Origin of the sequence: Ochrovirga pacifica (assembly GCF_000220525.1) — a bacterium.
In the GTDB taxonomy this organism is placed as follows: domain Bacteria; phylum Bacteroidota; class Bacteroidia; order Flavobacteriales; family Flavobacteriaceae; genus Ochrovirga; species Ochrovirga pacifica.
Window position 1 is genome coordinate 62,517 of the sequence record NZ_AFPK01000034.1, and the last position, 18,334, is coordinate 80,850.

Genomic DNA, 18,334 nt, shown 5'->3' on the forward strand with positions numbered 1-18,334 from the left:
TTTAAACATTTGTTGTTGATTTTGTTCATAACTCTTTTAATAACTTAAGTTTTTTATGATATTAAACAATAAGATAAAAAGGTATTTTTATATTTATAAAAGAGTTTTTAGTGTTTTATTATTCGTTCCAAGTAGTTTTTAAAGAAGTCCCTAAGCATATCAGTTTGTGTTTTTCCATTTGTGGCTGCCCGTTAAGGTGTAAGGGGTGTCATTCTCCATTCTTGTTTAAAAATGAAAATGGGAAAAAACTATACAAACCAGATTATGTAAAAAAGTTAAAATCGTATCAAAATTTGGCTACTTGTGTTTTGTTTATGGGAGGCGAATGGGAGCAAGAAGCACTGATAGATTTTTTAAGAATTGCTAAACAGCATCATTACAAAACTTGTTTGTATACAGGACTTAATCATGTAGATCTTAGCATAAGCCAGTATTTAGATTATTTAAAAACCGGAAGTTGGCAAGCCAGTCTGGGGGGCTTAGAAAGTAGACAAACCAATCAGCGATTTACAGAATTGGCTACAGGTAAAATATTGAACTCATATTTTCAAAAAAATACATAAATGATACAATTAACACAAGATCAGATAAACAAAAAAGTAGCGTATATTCAGTATTATTTACAAGCAAACAATGCTGCAGATGCCTCTAAATTAGATGCCAATGCCAATGTTACACACAAAAATATAGCCACATTAGAGGCAGAGCTGAACAAAGATGTGAACATACAAGTCAATAGAGCTTTGGTAAAGCGTAAGATAGCTTCTATTTTTAATGAGTCTTTGGCTAATGAATACGAACGCCAAATAGAATCTCATGAAATTTATATACACGATGAAACGTCTCTAAAACCTTATTGTGTTTCTATCAATATGTACCCTTTTTTACTAGATGGATTGACAAAACTGGGAGGAGAAAGTAAAGCTCCCAAACATTTAGAAAGTTTTTGTGGGGAATTTGTGAACTTAGTTTTTGCAATCAGCTCTCAGTTTGCCGGAGCGTTGGCAACAGTAGAATTTTTAATGTATTTTGATTATTTTTCAGCGGTCGATTATGGAGAGGATTATTTAGAAACGTTTCCAGACACCATTCAAAATCATTTACAACATGTGGTGTATGCCATCAATCAACCAGCGGCAGCCCGTGGCTATCAGTCCGTTTTTTGGAATATTTCTTTGTATGATGAGTTTTATTTTAAAAGCATGTTTGGCAATTTTGTTTTTCCTGATGGAGTGAAACCTCAATGGGAGCGATTAAAAAAATTACAGCAATTTTTTATGACTTGGTTCAATGCCGAGAGAACAAAAGCAATCCTAACATTCCCTGTAGTTACAGCGGCTATGTTAACTGAAAATAATCAGCCAAAAGATGTTGGTTTTGCGTGGATGTGTGCCAAAGAGTTAAGCCAAGGCAATTCTTTCTTTATATATCAATCAGAAAATGCAGATAGCTTGGCTTCTTGTTGTAGGCTAAGAAACGAAATTACCGATCATACTTTTAGTTATTCTTTGGGTGCTGGTGGTGTTGCTACGGGTTCCATTAATGTAATTACGTTAAACCTAAATCGCTTGATACAACAAGGAAAAGACTTGCTTACCGAAGTCCAAAAAATACACAAATATCAGGTTGCTTACAGAGAATTAATGAACGATTACAATGCTGCTGGTTTGTTGCCTGTTTATAAATCTGGATTTATAAGTTTAGAAAAACAGTTTTTAACCATTGGAATTAATGGAATGGTAGAAGCAGCAGAGAGCCTAGGTATAAAAGCACAACCTACAAAAAACTATTATAACTTTGTAAATAAATGTTTAAAAACCATTTTTGACGAGAATAAAAAAGCTCAAAAAAAATGGGGATTTCGTTTTAATACAGAGTTTGTGCCTGCCGAAAACTTAGGCGTAAAAAATGCTAAATGGGATAAGCAATCTGGTTTGTTGGTCAATAGGGAATGTTACAATTCATATTTTTATGCAGTAGAAGATTCTGAACTAAATCATTTAGATAAAATTAAATTGCACGGAAAAGACTACACACAATATTTAGATGGTGGGTCAGCTTTGCATCTAAATTTAGAGCAAAATTTGGATGTAGAAACGTTTTTAAAGTTGCTATGTACCACGGCCAGGTTGGGCTGTAATTATTTTTGTTTTAATATAAAGATTACAGTTTGTAATAAATGTTATCATATAGACAAAGCTACCTTGTACCGTTGTTCTAAATGTTTTTCTGAAGATGTAGATCACGCAACAAGAGTTATAGGTTATTTAAAAAAAGTAACCAATTTTAGTTCGGAAAGGCAAAAAGAACATGCGTTAAGGTTTTATCACAAAGCTTAAGATTCTAGTATTTTTAAAGATAGTAAAGTGCCAGAGGTTTCGATTTCTGATTTTAAATCGCTGATGGTTTTGTATTTAAAGTCTTTTAAAACTTCATTTTTAAAAGGTTTTACTATGTGGTGTACTGGGCATGGATATTTATCACTGCAAAGAGAAAGACCTAAAAAACATTCATCAAACTTTTCGGTTCCGTCAATATTAACCACAATATCCCAAAGTTTAATTTTTAAATTGTCTTTAGATAAATAAAACCCACCTCCAGGACCTTTTGATGAAGAAACAAGATTATGAGTGCTTAATTGTTGAAGCAATTTGGCTAAAAAAGGTTTGGGGGTTTGCAATTCTTCGGCAATAGTAATAATTCCTATCTTTTTGTCTTTATTAGAGTGAATAGCCAAATAGAGGATGGCTCTGATTGCATATTTGCAGGCTTTAGATAACATATAAAAAAGAATTGGAGATCAATAAATTCCTTCAAAGATAGCAAATATAACTAGGCTGAATTTGATAAATAAAAAATCCTTTAACTATTGCGTGTATCAATGATATTCTCTATATTCGCAATCCAAATCGCGGGATAGAGCAGTAGGTAGCTCGTCGGGCTCATAACCCGAAGGTCACTGGTTCGAGTCCAGTTCCCGCTACAAAAAAAACACTTCTTTTAAGAAGTGTTTTTTGTTTATAACTGTTTACGCAATTTTACTATGGTAAAATTCAGAATCATTCAGATGTTTGTAAATCTGAAAGTTCAAAGTTTAACATCCATTGTATTCCAAAATAATCTGTAAGCATTCCAAAGTAAGCTCCCCAAAATGTCTCTTGCATAGGCATAGTAACTTGTCCGTCTTTAGATAAATAAGCAAACAACCTATCTGCTTCTTCTTTACTATCTGTATTTATAGATATAGAGAAATTGTTACCTTGTCTGTAATTGTTGGCCCAATCTTGGCCAATGTCGGATCCCATTAGTACGGTATTACCAATGGGCAAGCCTATGTGCATTATTTTATTTTTATCTGTATCTGCAATGGTGTGTCCGTCTTCTTCAGGCATTTCGCTAAATCTACCCACATAGCTAAATTCTCCACCAAAAACAGATTTGTAAAAGTCAAAAGCTTCTTCACAATTTCCGTTAAAGTTTAAATAAGTGTTAATGGTTTTCATGGCAATTTTTTTATGGATGTATTTTTTAGTGTGTTTTAAAAATACAATTTATTTAAATAGGGCTATGGGGACAAATAAAAAAGTATGAAAATAAAAAAACCTTACAAACAAACGCTTGTAAGGTTTTGCGGAGAAAGAGGGATTCGAACCCCCGGTCCTGTTACAGACAACGGTTTTCAAGACCGCCGCATTCGACCACTCTGCCATTTCTCCAGTATGTTGCAGACGATTGCTCGTTTGCGAGTGCAAATATATAATTCTTTTGTTATTTGAAGAGCTTTTTTAGAAAAAAAATAACATAAAAATTCAACTTGTTAAAAATTAGGCTTTTAAAAACATTCTGTTCTTAAAATATTAAAAAGAAATAATAATACCCCTAAGTTTGAACCTGTAAAACAACTATAATATGGAATTTGATTTTGGTTTACCTTTGCTAATTGTTGTTGGTTTTGTAGCTGGTATTATTAACACCATAGCAGGTGGAGGTTCTTTACTAACGTTACCTCTTTTAATTTTTATGGGATTGCCAGAAGCAATTGCCAATGCAACCAATAGAGTTGCCATTTTTTTTCAAACAGCATCTGCTGTTAGTGGGTTTAAAAGTAAGGGAGTTTCTACATTTCCTTTTAGTATTTATGTAGGAATCTCGGCTTCTTTAGGTTCTTTTATAGGAGTACAATTTGCTATAGACATTGATGGAGAATTGTTTAAGAAAATACTTTCTGTTGTTATGATCGTTGTAGTTTTGCTAATTGTGTTTAAAAAACAGAACAAACTTCAAGATCTGAAAACTGAGAAAACTTCTGGAAAGCATTTGTGGTTTTCTATAATTGCTTTCTTTTTTGTGGGGTTGTACGGAGGGTTTTTAAATGCTGGAGTCGGATTTATTATGCTGTTAATTTTACCAGCCATCAACAAATTTTCTTTAGTAAAAGCAAATGCAACAAAAGTAACAGTTGCATTTATATACACAAGCATAGCACTTCTTGTTTTTATACTAAACGATAAAGTAAATTGGAGACTAGGATTAACCTTAGCTATAGGAAATTCTTTAGGAGCTTGGTTTGGAAGTCGATATTCGGTTAAAAAAGGAGATAATTTTATACGAATAGCTCTCTTTGTTATAGTAACAGCAATGGCCGTAAAGTTGTGGTTTTTCTAAACCAAATTTTCCTAAGGTCAAGCAAAAAGTTTTCGTTAAATTTGCCCAAACTTTTTTTTATGGCTAATAAATTTGGAAAGCTCTTTAGCATTACTACGTTTGGTGAATCTCATGGACCTGCAATAGGGGGCGTTATTGATGGATGTCCTGCCGGAATAGAACTGGATTTTGAGGCTATCCAGAAGGAATTGGATAGAAGAAAACCGGGGCAATCTAAGATTGTAACCCAACGTAAAGAGCCAGATACAGTAGAGTTTATGTCGGGTATTTTTGAAGGAAAAACAACAGGAACCTCCATAGGTTTTAGAATTGTAAACACCAATCAAAAATCTAAAGATTATTCACACATAAAAGATCAGTATAGACCGTCTCACGCAGATTATACGTACACAAAAAAGTACGGACATAGAGACTATGCTGGTGGGGGTAGAACTTCTGCAAGAGAAACTGCTAACTGGGTAGTTGGTGGTGCTGTGGCAAAACAAGCAATTCCTGAAATAAAAATACATGCATATACATCATCTGTAGGAACAATTCAGTTAGATAAATCGTATCAAGAACTGGATTTTTCTAAGATAGAAAGCAATATTGCTCGTTGTCCAGATACTGATAAAGCTCAGGAGATGATTGACTATATTTCGGATATTAAAAAACAAGGGGATACAGTAGGTGGAACAGTAACTTGTGTTATTCAGAACGTACCTGTTGGATTAGGAGAACCTATTTTTGATAAGTTACATGCTCAGTTAGGAAAAGCCATGTTATCTATTAATGCAGTAAAAGGTTTTGAATACGGAAGTGGTTTTGATGGGGCTGCCATGACTGGTAGTCAACACAACGATATTTTTAATTCTGATGGTAGTACGAAAACAAACCACTCTGGAGGAATTCAAGGAGGGATTAGCAACGGAATGGATATTTACTTTAAAGTAGCTTTTAAACCAGTTGCAACTGTTATTCAAGAACAAGATACTATTGACAAGGACGGTAATATTGTAAAGATGATGGGGAAAGGTCGTCACGATCCTTGTGTGGTACCAAGAGCGATTCCTATCGTAGAAGCTTTGGCTGCTATGGTAATTTTAGACAATATCAAACTAGATAAAGCGGGTAAATTTTAAATAATAACTAATAGGAATTAGAGACAAAAAAGGGAAATAAAATTCATTTTATTTCCCTTTTTTATTACAGCATGCTGATGTTATCGTGCTTAATCAATCCTCTCAATCTTTGCTCCAACTGCTTGTAATCTTTTGACAATGTTTTGATATCCTCTATCTATTTGTTCAACGTTATGAATAGTACTTGTTCCTTTGGCAGATAAAGCGGCAATTAGTAAAGAAACACCTGCTCGGATGTCTGGAGAAGTCATCGTTGTAGCTTTTAAAGTAGATTTATGATTCATACCAACCACGGTAGCTCTATGAGGATCGCATAAAATTACTTTAGCTCCCATATCTATTAGCTTGTCTACAAAGAACAAGCGACTTTCAAACATTTTTTGATGAATTAATACCGTTCCTTTGGCTTGTGTAGCAACCACCAAAATAATACTCAGTAAATCAGGAGTAAATCCAGGCCATGGTGCATCGGCAACAGTCAGTAAGGATCCATCTATATAATTTTCTATTTCGTACGATTCTTGTTTGGGTATGTAAATATCATCGCCTTTTTTTTCTAGTTGAATTCCTAACTTTTTAAAAACTCTTGGAATTTGTCCCAAATCTGGCCATGAAACATTTTTTATGGTCAACTCAGAGCGTGTCATGGCAGCCATTCCTATCCAAGAACCAATTTCAATCATATCGGGCAATACTCTGTGTTCAGTTCCACCCAAGTAATCAACCCCTTCTATGGTTAACAAATTAGAACCTACTCCAGAAATTTTAGCACCCATACGGTTTAGCATTTTACACAATTGCTGCAAATAAGGTTCACAAGCTGCATTGTATATTGTAGTAGTTCCTTTTGCAAGTACAGCAGCCATTACAATGTTAGCAGTTCCTGTAACCGAAGCTTCATCTAGCAACATATCTGTTCCTGTAAGTTGATCTGCTTCTACACCGTAAAAATATTCTTCTTTGTTGTATCTAAATTTAGCTCCAAGGTTGATAAATCCTTCAAAATGAGTGTCTAATCTTCTTCGGCCAATTTTGTCTCCTCCGGGTTTAGGAATGTATCCTTTTCCGAAACGAGCTAGCAAAGGACCCACAATCATAATAGAACCACGAAGTTTTTTTCCATCTTCTTTAAAAGCTGTAGAACTTAAATAATCAATGTCAACCTCATCTGCCTGAAACTCGTATGTAAACTCATCTAGTTGTTTTACTTTTACGCCCATATCGCCCAAAATTGCAATAAGTTTATTTACATCAATAATGTTGGGGATGTTAGAAACAGTAACCTTTTCTGGAGTTAAAAGTACGGCACATAAAATTTGTAGTACTTCATTTTTTGCTCCCTGTGGGGTGATTTCACCTTTTAATTCGTGTCCTCCTTCTACTTTAAAAGTTGCCATAGGTTTTAGGGTTTAATTTTTACGGTTTTTGTGATTGTTGTTGTGTTTTCTTCCGTTGTTTCGGTTGTTGTTATTTTTGTTGTTTTGATTGTTCATTCTGCCAGAATTGCTCTTACGAAGCAAAGTTGCACTTTGAGACAATTCGTCATCAGAATTTCTTAAATCGATTTTTCCTTTGGACAATTCTAGCAAATGATCGTAAATAACCTCGTCTTCTACATTGTCTTTGTTCCAGTTTAAGTAGCATTTTTTCATGTGATTGGCAATATTTAGAATCAGTGCCTCTTTTAGCTCACTGTCTTCCCAACTCAATGCTACATTGATCATTGTTTGTATGTTGTGTCCGTAAAAACGGTATTTGCTGGCTGCTTTCGGATAATTTAAAGGTTCCGGCTTTACGTTAGTTTCTTCAGGTTTTAGTTTTTCGTAGGGTGAGTTAACATCTAATTGAAACTTAGACATGATAAATAACTGATCCCATAATTTGTGTTTAAAATCAGGAACATCTCTTAAATGGGGTTGCAAATTTCCCATTACATCAATAATTGCATGAGCCATTTTTTCTCTTTCGGCATCGTCTTCTAAAGCAACGCAATGATCTACCAATTTTTGGATATGTCTTCCGTATTCAGGAATTATCAAAGTGCTCCTTTCGGAGTTGTATTCTAAGTCAAAACCCATAGTTTTTTTATAATATAAAGTAAGTATTTTGTGGCTTTTACATTCATCAGGCGATAAACGGTTCCGTCACAATTGATTCTGCAATAAACAATTAATTCTTTTAATGAAAAAATAAATAGTCAACAATTAGTCCAAAACGTTGAGTTTGGCAAATTTTAATAAAATTTTCTTAACACCCATCTGATCAAACTTAACCTCAGCTTTGGTGTTAACCCCAGCTCCTTCTAGGCTGATGACTTCTCCGTTGCCAAAACGAGCATGATTTACTTTTGCCCCAACAGCTAGTTGTATGGCTTTTTTGGGCTCTGATTCTTGGGCTAGTTTAGGGGTGATTTTTTTTAGATTTTGTGGCTGTTTAAAAGGAGTGCTTTTAGGAGCTGTAGTTTGGTTTCTTACAGATCTCGAGACAGGTTTTCTAAAGCGAATTTTTTCTTTTGGAATATCATCGTCAAACAAATCTCTATCAACAAAGCGGTTGGTTGCTACTACTTTGTTGCGTTGTGGTGCTAGTTGCTCTAAAAAACGCTCGTCTATTTCTTCTAAAAAACGACTCGGTTCGCAGTCTACCAATTTTCCCCATCGATAACGTGTATGGGCATAACTAAGGTAACATTGTTTCTCGGCACGCGTTAGGGCAACATAAAACAATCGCCTTTCTTCTTCTAGTTCGCTTCTGGTATTTACGCTTAGTGCAGAAGGAAACAAGGTTTCTTCCATTCCTGCTATGTACACATAAGGAAATTCTAATCCTTTGGATAGGTGAATGGTCATTAACGAAACCATTGGTTCGTCATCTTCTTTTGTGTCTTGTGTGGTAGCCAGTGCTACATCTTCTAAAAAGGCTGTTAGACTGGTATCTAATTCTTGTTCTTTGCGTTCTTCTATAAAATCCTTAATTCCGTTAAGTAATTCTTGAACATTTTCTACTTTGTTTACTGCTTCTGGAGTACCATCAGTTTGTAAGTCTTTAATCAATCCTACACGTTTTACTACTTCATCGGCAACCTGAAAAGCATTGTTAGCTTTTGCGTTAATTTGTAGACTTTCTATTAACGTAGCAAAATTGTTTAGTTTGTTTTTGGTAGCACCTTGTATTTTTAGATCGACCTTGTCTAAATTTTGAATGACTCCAAAAATAGATCTTCCGTAGTGATTGGCCGCTACAGTTAGTTTGTCCAAAGTTGTTGCTCCAATTCCTCTAGCAGGATAATTTATAATTCTTTTTAATGCTTCTTCGTCGTTTGGATTGATGAGTACTCTTAAGTAAGCAAGTAAATCTTTGATTTCTTTACGTTGGTAAAAAGAAAGTCCTCCATACATTCTGTATTTAATTCCCTTTTTTCTTAATGCATCTTCCATGGCACGAGATTGTGCATTGGTTCTGTAAAGAATGGCAAAGTTGTCGTAAGTTAACTGCTTATTCATCGCATTTTCAAAAATAGAATTGGCTACCCAACGTCCTTCTTCTCCATCAGAAAGGGTTCGCATTACTTTTATCTTTCCTCCAGCATCATTGGCAGTAAAAATGGTTTTGTCTAATCGGGTTTTATTTTTTTCTATAAGGCTGTTGGCAGCCTCTACAATGTTACTGGTAGAGCGATAATTTTGTTCTAATTTAAACGTTTTTACATCAGGGTAATCCTTTTGAAAGTTTAGAATGTTGTTAATGTTGGCTCCACGGAAAGCGTAAATGGATTGCGAATCGTCTCCTACCACACAGATGTTTTGAAAACGATCTGCTAGAGCTCTAACAATTAGATATTGAGAATGGTTGGTATCTTGGTACTCATCTACCATTACATACCTAAAACGATCTTGATATTTGGAAAGTACATCTGGAAAACGAACTAGCAATTCGTTGGTTTTTAACAATAAATCATCAAAGTCCATAGCACCAGCTTTAAAACACCTATCTACATAAGCTTTATAAATGGCTCCCATTTGTGGCCTCATGGCTTGGGTGTCAGCTTCTATTAGTTCTGGGTTATTATGATATGCTTTTACCGTAATTAAGCTATTTTTAAACTGAGATATTCTTCCTAAAACAGATTTTGCTTTGTATTGATCTTTGTCTAAACCCATTTCTTTAATAATGGAATTCATCAAACGAACGGAATCCTGAGAATCGTAAATAGTAAAGCTAGAGGGGTATCCTAGTTTTTCTGCTTCAGCTCTTAAAATTCTAGCAAAAACAGAGTGAAAAGTTCCCATCCAAAGATTCTTGGCTTCACTTTTTCCTACCACAGCCCCAATACGTTCTTTCATTTCACGTGCGGCCTTGTTGGTAAAGGTAAGTGATAGAATTTGAAAAGCATCGACTCCGTTTTTCATTAAGTGAGCTATTCTATATGTTAACACCCTTGTTTTACCAGACCCTGCACCTGCAATAATAATCATAGGCCCTTCCATCTGTTCTACTGCAGCCCTTTGTGGTGGGTTCAATCCTTCTAAATAATCTGCCATCTACCTGATTTTTTTTCGATGCATAAAAATAAAAATTAACTCAGAAACAAAACGTATAAAAAAATGGTTTCTAAATTAAGTTATCAACCTTATGCCATTTCATCTACATTACTTACTTTTGAATATGGTTCTGATAACATGAAAAAAACTATGAAAAAACAGTTAAATAAAAGTTTTAGAATTACCAAATACGTTATTTACAAGGAAACGTTGATTGATAAGAAAGAGCATTTTTGGTCTTTTTTAGGTTCTTTTGTTGGAATTGCTTGCATTGCTTTGGTGCAGACTTTTTATCTAAATAAAACTGAAAATATTTTTTTAATAGGTTCTTTTGGTGCTTCTAGTGTGTTGGTGTATGGAGCTATTTACAGCCCTTTAGCACAGCCTAGAAATTTTATAGGTGGGCATGTAATTTCTGCTTTTGTAGGGGTTTGTGTACAAATGTTGGTAGGGCAATGGTTTTGGGTTGCTGCTCCCTTAGCGGTAAGTCTATCTATTGTGTGCATGCAAATTACCAAAACTTTGCATCCGCCAGGGGGAGCTACTGCTTTAATAGCAGTTATTGGTGCAGCTAAAATTAAAAGCTTAGGATTTTGGTATGTGCTTTCTCCTGTATTAAGTGGTTGTTTAATTTTACTGGCTACCGCTTTGGTGTTTAATAATATTACCTCAAATAGAATATATCCTAAAAATAGCAAGCTGTTAAAAAAATGGCGAAAGATGGCTTAGTTTCTTAAGAATATTTTTTTAAGAAACGCAACTTTATCTTAAAAGTTTCATCTTTTAAAAAAACAAAAATCATGAAACATTTATTACCGATTATTTTATTTGTTCTTTTGGGATGTAACTTAGAGGACGAAACACGCACAGAGAATTGTGATCAAACAGCCTGTACATTAGAATACAGAACAATTAGCATAGGCGTAAAAGACACAAACAATACTCCTGTAGCTTTAGACAGTTTACAAGTAGTTGATCTTGGAACAGGCAAAGTAGTTTTAACCAGTCAGAAATATGAATTTGAAGGATATCGTTATCCAATTTTTCACGATGGGTTTGTGGCTACTTATAAAAATCAACAAGTAAATTTAGAATCTAGGGGGTATGTAAACGGACAACAAGTATTGACAGAAAGTTATACGGTAGACGTAGATTGCTGTCATGTAAGTTTAGTTTCGGGAACTACAGAAGTTGTTTTATCAGAAAATAATTATCCAGAAGAATGCGCACAAGTTTTGTGTACCCAAGAGTTTAGAAGTATTCCCATCACTATAAAAGATGCACAAGGGGAAATGATTTCGTTAGATAAGCTAGAAGTCATTAATGCCAAAAACAATCAGTTGATAAAAACCGTAACCACTGTAGATGACTTATTTAAGGGCTACGTTATTTTTGACGATTCGTTTGTATCTACCTACGCAAATTCTGAGCTAAGTATTGTGTGTAGAGGTTATAAAAACAATCTAAAAATTGTAGAAGAAACCTACACCGTTTTGGTAGATTGCTGCCATGTAGATTTACAGTCAGGAACTACAGAAGTGGTGGTTCAGGATCCAACACAAGCCTTAAGTTGCGATGAAGCTTTTTGTACTAAAGACATTAAAAGTGTGTTTATTACAGTAAAAGATACTATGGGGAATGCAGTGTCTTTAGATCGTATAGAAGTAGTAGATGTACAGAACAATAATGTGATAAAAACCATTGATGCTACCTTACATAAAGGGCCTGGATATATTTTGATAAATGATGACTCTGTAGAGGCTTATGCAAATCAACAAGTTCAAATTCAGTGCAAAGGATATCGAAATCAACAATTAATATTTCAAAGAGACTTTTTAATTACAGTAGATTGTTGTCATGTTTATTTAGCCGAGGGAGCTAAAGAAATTGTTGTAAATTAGAAAACAAAACCTACGATTTAACAGTTCAAAAACCTATCAAAGGTAGCTGTGCAATACGACTTGTATTTGTAAGTTTGAAAAAAATATCCCAAAATGAAATGTATAGCAAAATCTCTGGCTGTAGTTGCCGTATTTTTTATGTTCGCTTGTAACTCTAAAACTACAAAAACGGAAACTCCTAATCGTAGCTTAATATATGTAGATACAACCGTACAGCCTCAGCAAGATTTTTATCGATTTGTAAACGGAAAATGGATAGACAGTGTTCAAATTCCAGATGATAAAACTACTTGGGGAGGATTTAACGAGCTGAGAGAGTTAACGGATAAAAACGTTTTGGCTTTGATTCATAAGACCATTAAGTTAGACACCTTAAACCCTAGTTCGGACGAGGCTAAAGCAATTCATCTATTCAAAACAATTGTAGATGTATCGGCAAGAAATCAACAGGGAATTGCACCCATAAAAAAAGATATCGAAGCAACGGAAAAGATTACCGACTTAAAAAGTTTACAAACCTATATTGCACAAACACAAACCCAAGGAAAAGCAAACTTTTTTTCGGTATATGTATATTCTGATGCCAAAGACAGTAACAAAAATGTATTGTATGTTGCTCCAGGCCAATTAGGATTGCCAGATAGAGACTATTACGTTTCTGATGACAAAGATGCTCAAGAAAAAAAAGCAAAATACAAAAAACACATCGCTAAAATGCTTCAGTTCTTGGAGGTGGGAGCAGATAAAGCACAGATTATGGCAGATCAAGTTGTATCTTTAGAAACAGAAATGGCTAGAGCTAGGTTGGATAAAGTTGCGCGTAGAGACCCTAAAAAGCGTTACAACCCTATGTCTGTTACAGATTTGCAAACACTATCGCCAGCAATAGATTGGAAGCAACATTTAAACACTATCGGAATTCAAAAAATAGATACACTAGTGGTCAGCGATGTGTCTTATTTTAGAGACTTAGGAACTGTTTTAGATGTACAAAAAGTAGCACAATGGAAGGCTTACTGTCAATGGTTGATTATAAGAAATGCAGCATCTAAGTTATCCGAAACTATAGAAACAGCTAATTGGGAGTTTTATAGCAAAGCATTAAGAGGAGCTGTAGAACAAGAACCTAAAGAGAAAATAGCGATACAAGTAATTAATGGAACAGTAGGTGAGGCTTTGGGAAAATTGTATGTAAAAGAGTATTTTCCACCAGCGGCTAAGCAAATAATAGAAGAGATGATTCAAACATTGATTCAGGCATACGCTATTAGAATTGATGCATTGCCTTGGATGGATGCTACAACCAAAGAAAAAGCGAAAGAAAAACTAGAAAAAGTAACCATTAAGGTAGGGTATCCCAATCATTGGAAAAACTATCAAGAAATTACAATTTTATCTCCAGATAAAGGTGGAACTTACTATCAAAACTTGCAGAATATTGCCCAGTGGGAATTTAAAGAACGCATCTCAAAACTAAACAAACCTGTAGATAAAACAGAGTGGCATATGGCACCTCAGGTAGTAAATGCATATTACAATCCATCTTACAACGAAATTGTATTTCCGGCAGCTATATTGCAACCGCCTTTTTTTGATTTTAAAGCGGATCCAGCTGTGAATTTTGGAGGAATAGGAGCCGTAATTGGTCATGAAATTTCACATGGTTTTGATGATAGTGGTGCGGATTACGATGCAGATGGAAATTTAGTCAATTGGTGGACAGAAAAAGATTTAGAGCAATTTAATGCTTTGGGAGAACAATTGGCGGAACAATTTAGCAGTATAGAAGTGTTGCCCGACACTTTTATTAATGGGAAATTTACATTAGGAGAAAACATAGGAGATCTTGGTGGTGTGAATGCTGCTTATGATGCATTGCAATTGTACTTGGCTAAAAACGGAGCTGTGGCACCCATTGATGGCTACACCCAAAACCAACGTTTTTTTATGAGTTGGGCCAATGTATGGAGAACCAAAATGAGAGACGATGCTTTAAAAACACGTGTAAAAACAGATCCACATTCTCCGGGAATGTACAGAGCAACCCAACCTTTGTTAAACATAGATGCTTTTTATCAAGCGTTTCATATTACCGAACAAGATGCAATGTATGTACCTGTTGAAAAACGGGTAAAAATCTGGTAAAATATTTTACAAAAACAAATTGTTTATTTATTGATGCAAAAGGATGTTTTCTTTACAGAAAATGTCCTTTTTTTATTGCAATAGTTTCCAGATTGTAACAGCTTCTACAGCTTCTTTTACATCATGCACTCTTAAAATTTGTGTGCCTTTTTGTAAAGCAATTGTATGGGCAATTGTGGTGGCATTTAGTGCTTGTTCTGGAGAAGTTCCTAAAGGTTTGTACAACATGGATTTTCTAGAAATTCCCGTTAAAATAGGTGTGCCTAGCTGTTGAAAATAATCTAGGTTTTTTAGTAGCTGGTAATTGTTTTCTATAGATTTTCCAAAGCCAAAACCTACGTCTAAAATAACATCGTGTGCATGTAGTTTTTGCAACAGAACCAATTTTTTAGACAATTCAAAATAAATATCTGTAAGTACATTTTTATACACTGGAGCTTGTTGCATGTCCTGAGGTGTACCTTGCATATGCATTAAAACATAAGGCACTTGCAAACGAGCTATGGTAGCAAACATTTCGGGGTCTAAATTGCCCCCTGAAATGTCGTTTATCATGCAAGCTCCTTTGTCAATACATTCTGTTGCGACTTGACTTCTAAAGGTGTCTACCGAAATAAGAATGTTTGGAAAATTTTGAATCAGTAAATCAATCACAGGTAAGATGCGTTGTAGCTCTTCTTTTTCAGAAATATGTTGTGCTCCAGGTCTAGAAGAATAAGCACCAACATCTATAAAAGTAGCTCCTTGGTTTAGCATTTTTTCTACTTGGTTGATGATTGAAGTTTCGTCTTTATACCTACCTCCATCAAAAAAAGAATCGGGAGTAATGTTTAAAATCCCCATCACTTTTGGAGTAGACAAATCGATTAAGGTTCCTTTGCAGTTTATGGAGTGGTTTGTGTTCACTAGTTAAAGATTCAAAAAATTAAACAATTTTAAAGATTTTTTGTGGCGGTTGATGTTTGTAACTACCTAATAACTCATTAAAAAAAGTGAAAAATCGTAATTTGTAATTGGTAATTCTTACTTAAATTCGTTTTCGATATCAAAATTACAGAAAACACATAGATTATGTCTCATACCTCTGCACAATACGATAAAATTATTGCTGAATGTTTAGGGTTGTTCTCTAAAAAAATGACCGATTACGGAAGTGCTTGGAGAATTTTAAGATTGCCTAGCTTAACGGATCAAATTTTTATCAAAGCACAGCGCATTCGTCAACTACAAGAAAATGAAGTGCAAAAAATAGAGGAAGGAGAAATTTCTGAATTTATTGGAATCATCAATTATTGTGTTATGGCGTTAATTCAGCTAGAAAAAGGAGTAGCAGATCAGCCAGATATAGAAACCGGTGAAGCGGTAGAGTTGTATAAAAAACACATAGGTATTACAAAAGAGTTGATGATTAACAAAAATCACGATTATGGAGAAGCGTGGAGAGACATGCGTGTAAGTTCTCTAACGGATTTGATTTTACAAAAACTTTTGCGTGTAAAACAAATAGAAAACAACAAAGGGAAAACTTTGGTTTCTGAAGGAATTGATGCCAATTATCAAGATATGATAAATTATGCTGTTTTTGCAATGATTCATTTAACTCTGTAAGCCATGAAAATTCTAACTCATTTATGCCGATTTATTATTGGTGTTTTATTTATTTTTTCAGGATTTGTAAAGCTGGTAGACCCCTTGGGTTCGGCCTATAAGTTTGAAGAGTATTTTGGTGCGGATGTTTTAAATCTAGAGTTTTTAATTCCCTATGCACTGCCGTTTTCTATTTTGTTAATTTTGATAGAATTGTTACTAGGAATTGCATTGCTTTTAGGTTATAAAGTAAAAACCACTGTGTGGAGTTTGTTTGGAATTACTTTATTCTTTTTGTTTTTAACATGGTATTCTGCTTATTACAATAAAGTTACCGATTGCGGATGCTTTGGAGATGCCGTAAAACTAAGTCCTTGGGAAACGTTTTATAAAAATGTGGTATTTATAGTGCTGATATTTGTATTGATAGTACAACAAAAAAATATCAAACCTTTGGGTTCTAAAAATTTTAGAAATTGGACTCTTTTTTTGTCGATGTTTGCTAGTTTATACATTATATACCACTCGCTAACCTATTTACCTATTATTGATTTTAGACCTTATGCTGAAGGGAAAAATATAAGAGAAGGGATGGAGTATAAAGAAGATGGAGAGTTGCCCCCTGTACACGATTTGTATTTAGAATCTGAAACAGAAGATCTTACCGAAACCATATTAGAAGCTCCCAAAGCACTATTAATTGTAGCAAACGAGTTAGAACACACTCCGCCAGAGGCATGGCAAAAAGTAATAGGTTTAGCCACTACAGCAAAGGAACAAGGTTATTTGGTGTATGCCGTTTCTAGTAGTAGCTCCGCTTTGTTTGATGAGACGATGGAAAAATACAATTTGTCTTTTCCTATTCTATTTTGCGACAGTACAACATTAAAAACTATGTGTAGAGCCAATCCAGGAATTTTACAACTAAATAAAGCCACGGTGATAGCAAAATATAGTTGGAGAAATATAGACAAAGAGCGTTTGTGATTCCTTCTTAAACTTTGCTAAATAATGCTTTTTTTTAACGCTAATTTTAGAAAAAAACAGAAGCTATCCCAAAAGAGATAAGTATCTTTATTGAATGTTTTTTTGTGACACAAGTTGTAAAGAATTCTCAGGAATTAGAACAATAAACAGGTCACATATAAGTTAAAAAGATCTTATGAACAACATCTTAAATAAGCTTTTTGTTTTACTATTCTTTTTGTTGTTTTCTGTAATTGTGAAAGCTCAGGAAAAAAAAAGAATCACCGACGAGGATTTTAAAAAGTTTAAAGAATTTTTTACCCTATATCCCAATGCAAAAGCTGCCGAAAAAGATAGTACACTATACAAGTCTAAATTAATTATGGCTCCTATTATTGGGTATTCGCCAGAAACCAATTTTAGTTTAGGAGTAGGGTCTAAGTATTTGTTTAAATTCAGGGGGTCGGGAGAAGAAACTCGAACCTCAAACATGCCCATTACCATACAGTACACACTAAATAACCAATTTATTTTATATTCAGGTTTCGAGATATTTACCAATCAAGAAGAATGGGTTATTACAGGAAATTTTGCTTTTAAAAATTTTCCACGTTTGTTTTACGGTTTTGGACGAAATTCTTTAGAAGAAAACGAAGAAGAGTATGGTTATTACCAATTTCGTTTTGAGCCTATAGTGCTAAAACAACTATTTGCAAGACACCTTTTTGTAGGAGGAGGTCTGAGGTACAATCATATTTTTAACGTAAAAGCTGAAGAAGAAGGCTTGCTGACAGCATCTAAATTTGCAGGTTTTAATGGATCTACTTCGGCAGGAGCAGAATTTGCTGTTCTATACGATAGTAGAGACAATATATTAAACGCTATTTCTGGTTGGTATGTAGAACTTACCCACGGATTTTATGGAAAAGTTATGGGAGGAACACAAGAGTTTCAATTAAGTAGATTTGATGTACGTTACTTTTTTAAACCTTTTCATAACAAAACAGATGTTATTGGAATTCAAGCTGCAGGAAGGTTTACTTACCATGATGTTCCTTTTTCGGAATTGGCACTTTTTGGAAACGAAGAAAACTTAAGAGGTTACATAGAAGGACGTTACGTAGATAAGCATATTTTGGCAACTCAAATAGAATATCGTAAAAACTTGTTTAACCGAGTAGGAATGGTAGCTTTTGCAGGGGTTGGTGATGTAACCCAAGAAGTTAAAGATTTTAAGTTTAAAAATTTACGTCCCACTTTTGGAGTAGGTCTCCGTTTTTTATTGGATAGAGAAGAACGTTTAAATGCACGTTTGGATTGGGGGTTTGGAGAAAATACCAACAATTTATATTTGAATATAGCAGAATCCTTCTAGTTGTTTTTTTTAGATAAAAAAATCAAAAAAGTG

General features: G+C 34.4%; 16 protein-coding genes and 2 tRNA genes. 11 read left to right on the forward strand and 7 right to left on the reverse strand.

Annotation, left to right across the window (positions count from 1 at the left end):
* Positions 1-110 precede the first annotated feature (110 nt).
* Positions 111-563 (forward strand): anaerobic ribonucleoside-triphosphate reductase activating protein, encoded by a 453-nt coding sequence (nrdG, locus tag FS85_RS0106255; protein ID WP_029489302.1) that lies wholly within the window; start codon positions 111-113, stop codon positions 561-563.
* Entirely contained in the window at positions 564-2,339 is a 1,776-nt protein-coding gene (gene nrdD / locus FS85_RS0106260) for an anaerobic ribonucleoside-triphosphate reductase (protein ID WP_010135255.1), read from the forward strand.
* On the opposite strand, the gene FS85_RS0106265 is transcribed toward nrdD, so the two are convergent.
* Positions 2,336-2,782 carry an RrF2 family transcriptional regulator gene (locus FS85_RS0106265; RefSeq protein ID WP_010135256.1) on the reverse strand — a complete coding sequence of 149 codons (447 nt, stop codon included), beginning with the start codon at positions 2,780-2,782 and terminating at the stop codon, positions 2,336-2,338. The genes nrdD and FS85_RS0106265 overlap by 4 nt on opposite strands.
* A gap of 128 nt (positions 2,783-2,910) precedes the next feature.
* Between FS85_RS0106265 and FS85_RS0106270 the strand changes: the two genes are divergently transcribed.
* Positions 2,911-2,983: transfer RNA gene (locus FS85_RS0106270), tRNA-Met, on the forward strand.
* 76 nt (positions 2,984-3,059) lie between these two features.
* Here FS85_RS0106270 and FS85_RS0106275 read toward each other — a convergent pair.
* On the reverse strand, positions 3,060-3,503 hold the full coding sequence (locus FS85_RS0106275) for a VOC family protein (protein WP_010135257.1): 444 nt from the start codon (positions 3,501-3,503) through the stop codon (positions 3,060-3,062).
* 128 nt (positions 3,504-3,631) lie between these two features.
* Positions 3,632-3,716 (reverse strand) — tRNA-Ser (locus tag FS85_RS0106280).
* A gap of 193 nt (positions 3,717-3,909) precedes the next feature.
* Here FS85_RS0106280 and FS85_RS0106285 point away from each other — a divergent pair.
* Both FS85_RS0106285 and aroC read left to right on the forward strand, forming a co-directional pair.
* Positions 3,910-4,665 carry a sulfite exporter TauE/SafE family protein gene (locus FS85_RS0106285; RefSeq protein ID WP_010135258.1) on the forward strand — a complete coding sequence of 252 codons (756 nt, stop codon included), beginning with the start codon at positions 3,910-3,912 and terminating at the stop codon, positions 4,663-4,665.
* A gap of 59 nt (positions 4,666-4,724) precedes the next feature.
* Positions 4,725-5,786 carry a chorismate synthase gene (gene aroC / locus FS85_RS0106290; protein WP_010135260.1) on the forward strand — a complete coding sequence of 354 codons (1,062 nt, stop codon included), beginning with the start codon at positions 4,725-4,727 and terminating at the stop codon, positions 5,784-5,786.
* An 89-nt stretch (positions 5,787-5,875) separates the two neighbouring features.
* On the opposite strand, the gene murA is transcribed toward aroC, so the two are convergent.
* From murA to FS85_RS0106305, 3 genes are all read right to left on the reverse strand, one after another.
* Positions 5,876-7,183: a UDP-N-acetylglucosamine 1-carboxyvinyltransferase gene (gene murA, locus FS85_RS0106295; protein ID WP_010135261.1), complete on the reverse strand. Its 1,308-nt coding sequence runs from the start codon at positions 7,181-7,183 to the stop codon at positions 5,876-5,878.
* 12 nt (positions 7,184-7,195) lie between these two features.
* A complete protein-coding gene (locus tag FS85_RS0106300) occupies positions 7,196-7,864 on the reverse strand; it encodes a DUF4290 domain-containing protein (RefSeq protein ID WP_010135262.1) in 669 nt (222 codons plus the stop codon).
* A gap of 126 nt (positions 7,865-7,990) precedes the next feature.
* The gene (locus FS85_RS0106305) at positions 7,991-10,327 is read right to left on the reverse strand and encodes an ATP-dependent helicase (protein WP_010135263.1); all 2,337 of its coding nucleotides are present in this window, start codon (positions 10,325-10,327) and stop codon (positions 7,991-7,993) included.
* A 150-nt stretch (positions 10,328-10,477) separates the two neighbouring features.
* On the opposite strand from FS85_RS0106305, the gene FS85_RS0106310 reads away from it, so the two are divergent.
* From FS85_RS0106310 to FS85_RS0106320, 3 genes are all read left to right on the forward strand, one after another.
* The gene (locus FS85_RS0106310) at positions 10,478-11,056 is read left to right on the forward strand and encodes an HPP family protein (protein WP_029489303.1); all 579 of its coding nucleotides are present in this window, start codon (positions 10,478-10,480) and stop codon (positions 11,054-11,056) included.
* A gap of 71 nt (positions 11,057-11,127) precedes the next feature.
* Complete coding sequence (locus FS85_RS0106315; RefSeq protein WP_010135265.1) at positions 11,128-12,228, forward strand: hypothetical protein; 1,101 nt, start codon at positions 11,128-11,130, stop codon at positions 12,226-12,228.
* 93 nt (positions 12,229-12,321) lie between these two features.
* Positions 12,322-14,373, forward strand: a complete 2,052-nt coding sequence (locus FS85_RS0106320; protein ID WP_010135266.1) for a M13 family metallopeptidase — start codon at positions 12,322-12,324, stop codon at positions 14,371-14,373.
* A 72-nt stretch (positions 14,374-14,445) separates the two neighbouring features.
* Here FS85_RS0106320 and folP read toward each other — a convergent pair whose 3' ends face one another.
* Positions 14,446-15,216, reverse strand: a complete 771-nt coding sequence (gene folP, locus FS85_RS0106325; RefSeq protein WP_010135267.1) for a dihydropteroate synthase — start codon at positions 15,214-15,216, stop codon at positions 14,446-14,448.
* Positions 15,217-15,444: 228 nt separating this feature from the next.
* Here folP and FS85_RS0106330 point away from each other — a divergent pair, with 228 nt between their 5' ends.
* The 3 genes from FS85_RS0106330 (at position 15,445) to FS85_RS0106340 (ending at position 18,301) form a co-directional block, all read left to right on the forward strand.
* Positions 15,445-15,981 (forward strand): DUF1599 domain-containing protein, encoded by a 537-nt coding sequence (locus tag FS85_RS0106330; RefSeq protein WP_010135268.1) that lies wholly within the window; start codon positions 15,445-15,447, stop codon positions 15,979-15,981.
* Between the two features lie 3 nt (positions 15,982-15,984).
* Positions 15,985-16,947 (forward strand): BT_3928 family protein, encoded by a 963-nt coding sequence (locus FS85_RS0106335; RefSeq protein WP_010135269.1) that lies wholly within the window; start codon positions 15,985-15,987, stop codon positions 16,945-16,947.
* Positions 16,948-17,122: 175 nt separating this feature from the next.
* Positions 17,123-18,301, forward strand: coding sequence for a BamA/TamA family outer membrane protein (locus tag FS85_RS0106340; RefSeq protein WP_010135270.1), 1,179 nt, complete (start codon positions 17,123-17,125; stop codon positions 18,299-18,301).
* Positions 18,302-18,334: the final 33 nt, after the last annotated feature.

What these genes read in the sequence shown, in the direction of transcription:
- nrdD (WP_010135255.1), top strand. Translation starts at nt 564, where the DNA reads ATGATACAATTAACACAAGATCAGATAAACAAAAAAGTAGCGTATATT.
- FS85_RS0106265 (WP_010135256.1), bottom strand. Translation starts at nt 2,782, where the DNA reads ATGTTATCTAAAGCCTGCAAATATGCAATCAGAGCCATCCTCTATTTG.
- FS85_RS0106275 (WP_010135257.1), bottom strand. Translation starts at nt 3,503, where the DNA reads ATGAAAACCATTAACACTTATTTAAACTTTAACGGAAATTGTGAAGAA.
- FS85_RS0106285 (WP_010135258.1), top strand. Translation starts at nt 3,910, where the DNA reads ATGGAATTTGATTTTGGTTTACCTTTGCTAATTGTTGTTGGTTTTGTA.
- aroC (WP_010135260.1), top strand. Translation starts at nt 4,725, where the DNA reads ATGGCTAATAAATTTGGAAAGCTCTTTAGCATTACTACGTTTGGTGAA.
- murA (WP_010135261.1), bottom strand. Translation starts at nt 7,183, where the DNA reads ATGGCAACTTTTAAAGTAGAAGGAGGACACGAATTAAAAGGTGAAATC.
- FS85_RS0106300 (WP_010135262.1), bottom strand. Translation starts at nt 7,864, where the DNA reads ATGGGTTTTGACTTAGAATACAACTCCGAAAGGAGCACTTTGATAATT.
- FS85_RS0106305 (WP_010135263.1), bottom strand. Translation starts at nt 10,327, where the DNA reads ATGGCAGATTATTTAGAAGGATTGAACCCACCACAAAGGGCTGCAGTA.
- FS85_RS0106310 (WP_029489303.1), top strand. Translation starts at nt 10,478, where the DNA reads ATGAAAAAACAGTTAAATAAAAGTTTTAGAATTACCAAATACGTTATT.
- FS85_RS0106315 (WP_010135265.1), top strand. Translation starts at nt 11,128, where the DNA reads ATGAAACATTTATTACCGATTATTTTATTTGTTCTTTTGGGATGTAAC.
- FS85_RS0106320 (WP_010135266.1), top strand. Translation starts at nt 12,322, where the DNA reads ATGAAATGTATAGCAAAATCTCTGGCTGTAGTTGCCGTATTTTTTATG.
- folP (WP_010135267.1), bottom strand. Translation starts at nt 15,216, where the DNA reads ATGGGGATTTTAAACATTACTCCCGATTCTTTTTTTGATGGAGGTAGG.
- FS85_RS0106330 (WP_010135268.1), top strand. Translation starts at nt 15,445, where the DNA reads ATGTCTCATACCTCTGCACAATACGATAAAATTATTGCTGAATGTTTA.
- FS85_RS0106335 (WP_010135269.1), top strand. Translation starts at nt 15,985, where the DNA reads ATGAAAATTCTAACTCATTTATGCCGATTTATTATTGGTGTTTTATTT.
- FS85_RS0106340 (WP_010135270.1), top strand. Translation starts at nt 17,123, where the DNA reads ATGAACAACATCTTAAATAAGCTTTTTGTTTTACTATTCTTTTTGTTG.